Origin of the sequence: Actinoallomurus acaciae, from assembly GCF_042429965.1 — a bacterium.
Taxonomy (GTDB): domain Bacteria; phylum Actinomycetota; class Actinomycetes; order Streptosporangiales; family Streptosporangiaceae; genus Actinoallomurus; species Actinoallomurus acaciae.
Map to the genome: position 1 here is coordinate 1 of NZ_JBHLZP010000727.1, position 3,244 is coordinate 3,244.

Annotated in this window: 5 protein-coding genes; 1 reads left to right on the plus strand and 4 read right to left on the minus strand. The window is 71.9% G+C overall.

Annotated features, from left to right (window positions below):
- Together ACFFNX_RS45805 and ACFFNX_RS45810 are read right to left on the minus strand one after the other, a co-directional pair.
- Positions 1–429: alpha/beta fold hydrolase (locus tag ACFFNX_RS45805; RefSeq protein ID WP_378212609.1), on the minus strand; the 429-nt coding region annotated here is incomplete at its 3' end.
- Positions 430–486: 57 nt separating this feature from the next.
- Positions 487–1,209, minus strand: a complete 723-nt coding sequence (locus tag ACFFNX_RS45810; protein WP_378212610.1) for a helix-turn-helix transcriptional regulator — start codon at positions 1,207–1,209, stop codon at positions 487–489.
- A gap of 128 nt (positions 1,210–1,337) precedes the next feature.
- On the opposite strand from ACFFNX_RS45810, the gene ACFFNX_RS45815 reads away from it, so the two are divergent.
- Complete coding sequence (locus tag ACFFNX_RS45815; protein ID WP_378212611.1) at positions 1,338–1,976, plus strand: LysE family translocator; 639 nt, start codon at positions 1,338–1,340, stop codon at positions 1,974–1,976.
- 265 nt (positions 1,977–2,241) lie between these two features.
- Here ACFFNX_RS45815 and ACFFNX_RS45820 read toward each other — a convergent pair whose 3' ends face one another.
- Positions 2,242–2,679 (minus strand): HNH endonuclease, encoded by a 438-nt coding sequence (locus tag ACFFNX_RS45820; protein WP_378212612.1) that lies wholly within the window; start codon positions 2,677–2,679, stop codon positions 2,242–2,244.
- Between the two features lie 76 nt (positions 2,680–2,755).
- On the minus strand, positions 2,756–2,935 hold the full coding sequence (locus ACFFNX_RS45825; protein ID WP_378212613.1) for a hypothetical protein: 180 nt from the start codon (positions 2,933–2,935) through the stop codon (positions 2,756–2,758).
- Between the last annotated feature and the right edge of the window lie 309 nt (positions 2,936–3,244).

Here is a 3,244-nt window from a genome sequence, read left to right on the forward strand (position 1 = left end):
GAGACGCTCCACGTAGTCCGCCGGCAGCGGCGGGCGGCCGTCGTCGACGACGAACGGCGGCTCGAACAGCGCGAGCCGCTTGATCGGCAGGCCCGCCGCCGCGGCGTCGAGCGCGAGGACCGCGCCGGACGACCAGCCGAACACGGTCGCCGGCGCGCCCGCCACCTCGATGAGCGCGGCGAGATCCTCGATCTCGCGCTCCACGGCGTACGGCGCGGTGTCGGTGCTCTCGCCGCGTCCGCGACGGTCGTAGGCGTACGTCCGGAACTCCCCGCTCAGCAGCCGTCCGACCTCCTCGTTCGTCGGGTTGATGGCGGGATAGGCGGTCGCGCCGTCGATGATGACGAGCGGCTCTCCCTCGCCCCACGCGGTGAACGCGATCACGGTTCCATCGGCGGACACGGCGGCCGCGCTGACGTTCTCGGTCATCTGGGTTGCCCTTCCTGTATCGATGCGGGGGATTCATCCCGCAGCGGCGCAGTCAGGTTAGGAATCGGCGGCGGCGCCGGTCTTGTACAGAAGCGACAGGGGTCGCCGGTCCGCGTCCGGCCCGCAGAGCTCGGTCGCGGTGCGGCCGATGAAGCGCTTCAGCGAGCGGGCGAGGTGCGGCTGGTCGTAGTAGCCGAGCCGGTTGACGACGTCGAGCGACGCGACGCCCTCCCTGAGCAGGATCGCGGCCTGCCGGGCGCGTTCGATCTGCCGGATGGCGCCCTGCGTGAGCCCGGTCGCCACCGCGACGCGGCGTTGCACCGACCTGGTCCCGACGTCCGGCATCCGGCCGGCCACGACGTCGTCGACGAGCGGGTCGCGCACGACGACGCCCTCCCGCACGAGCCGGACGACGAACTGCTCCGCGCTCTCGAAGCCGGGGACGGGCCACTCGTCACCGCCCAGCACGAACCTCGTCTCGCTCGCGTGCGGGCTCTCCCAGGCGGAGTCGACGAGGCGCGCCGGATGCAGGTGCGGCATCGAGGTGCCGTGCGCGAACGTGATGCCGAAGGACTCCGACCCGTCGGGCACGCCGGCGCTCGATGCCGCGGTCTCCGGACCCCGTACGGCGGCGTGCGCGCGGCCTTCGTGCCTCCAGAACACCAGCTCCCAGTTCGACGTCGCGATCGAGGTCATCCGCGCGACCCCGGACGCGCGGCTGCGCCACACGCGGTGGACGTACGGGGAGTCCGACGGCCGGTCCTCGTTCTCCAGTGGCATCCAGTCCCCCGATGACATGTCGCGGCCAGTCTCTCACCGGCCCCCGGGGATGCCCGGCGCCGGGAGCCCGTTGCAGCGTCGTCCGCAAAGGGCCGGATGCCAATCTGACATGTCGCTAACATGACGCAGTGCCCGATCTGCTCCTGCCGTTCCTCGGTGTCGTCGCGGTCCTCACCGTCACGCCCGGTCCCGACATGCTGCTGGTGATCCGCAACGGGCTCAGCGCGGGAGTGCGCGGCGCCTGGCTCACCGGTCTCGGCTGTTGCCTGGGCATCGCCGTGCACGCCACCGCCGCGGTCCTCGGGCTCTCGGCGATCCTGGCCGCCTCCGCGACCGCGTACTCGGCGGTCAAGCTCGCCGGCGCCGCCTATCTCGCCTACCTCGGCGTCCGCCTGCTGATCTCGGCCATCATGTCGGGGGACGCGCCGACGGAGGAGATACCCGAACCGCGCGTACGGCCCACGGGCCGCACCGGCGCGGCGTTCCGGCAGGGGCTGGTGACCAACCTCCTCAACCCCAAGATCGCACTGCTCTTCCTGACCCTGCTCCCCCAGTTCGTCGCCGACGGCGAGCCGCGCCTGCGCACCACCGCCACGCTCGCCGCGATCTTCCTCGGCATCGCGGTGCTGTGGTGGCGGACGTTCTCCCTGGCCATCGGCCCGATCTCCCGGCTGCTGCGCGGTCGCCGCTCACGCCGGGCGCTCGACGGCGTGGCGGGCTGCGCGCTGCTCGCGATCAGTGCCCGCGTGGCGTTCGAGCACGGCTGACCCTCCGCCGCCCCGGTTGACCCGACGGGGTCCCGAGCCTGACCCTGAGGTCAGCGATCGGTAAGCGTGCCGCCCTAGTGTTCGAGAACGTAGAGCACGCCGAACGCCGGAGGTCTCATGGGCAGCACCCGGACCCGCCGCGGTTCCGTGCGGATCACCTGACCGAGCGCATCGCGACGGCAGGTGGCCCGACGGGGGTCACCGCGTCAATCCCCACCGTCGCATGAGAGGGGAACTCCTCCCTCTCATGCGACATCGTCTTTTCTCAGCCGACCAGTTCGGTCCAGCGGGGCACCCGCGGCACGATCAGGAGCCGCATCCCCGCCTCGACCGGCGTGCGGTCACGCTTGCGCGTGTTGCACGGCCCGCACGCGAGGACGGTGTTCTCCCAGTTCGTCGCACCGCCGCGCGACCGCGGCACGATGTGGTCGACCGTGTCGGCCCGCGCCTCGCAGTAGCCGCAACGCCCGCCGTCGCGGCTGCGCAGGCCGTGCTTGGTCCACGCCGGGCCCCGGCCGTACCGCCAGCGCATCGTGACGTAGCGGACCAGGCGCAGCACCCGGGGCAGCGGGAAGTGCCCGATGCGCCGGCCCTCCACCGCCTCTTCGACGACCGCCACGCCGCGCACCAGCATGCGTACGGCGTGCCGCACGTCGACCTTGTGCAGCGGCTCGTACGAGGCGTTCAGAACCAGTACGTTCACCGGGCTCCTCATTTCACCGCGAAAAACAAACAACGCCGTCTCCTCATTCCCGGAAACGGCGTGGCAGCGGAGACGCTTAACGCCCCCGTCGGCGGCCTTCTTCGAGAATTCGTTCGTGCCGGGTCAGTCGCTCCGGCGCGTCCTCGCCGGATTCGCCGGCGCCACCCGGCGTCGAGGTGAGCAGGCATGACCGCCACCGGGGCAGGACCGGCGCGTCGCCCGGGGTGTCCGGCGCGTCGTCGATGTTGTGCGACACGGTGCCCTCCTTTCCACCGTCTGGATTCCCGAACAGCATGAATCACCCGCACAAGTACGGGCAACGCCTTTTCCGTTAAAGCGGGCCACCCAAAAGGCGAACGGCCGGTGCCGCCAGCACCGGCCGTTCGCCCCGCGAGTGATGCGCCGGGGAGCGGGAGCGTCCCGCTCAGAGTTTCCGCAGGGCGCTCAACGTGCGCTCCCCGCCCGGGTCGCCGCCGGTGACCGGGACCACCGCCACCTCGTCGACGCCCGCGTCGGCGTAGGCCGCCAGCCGCGAGCGTACGGCGGCGGCGTCGCCGGCCAGCCC

Excerpts from the sequence above, each read along its gene's own strand:
- ACFFNX_RS45810 (WP_378212610.1), bottom strand. The coding sequence starts at position 1,209 with ATGCCACTGGAGAACGAGGACCGGCCGTCGGACTCCCCGTACGTCCAC.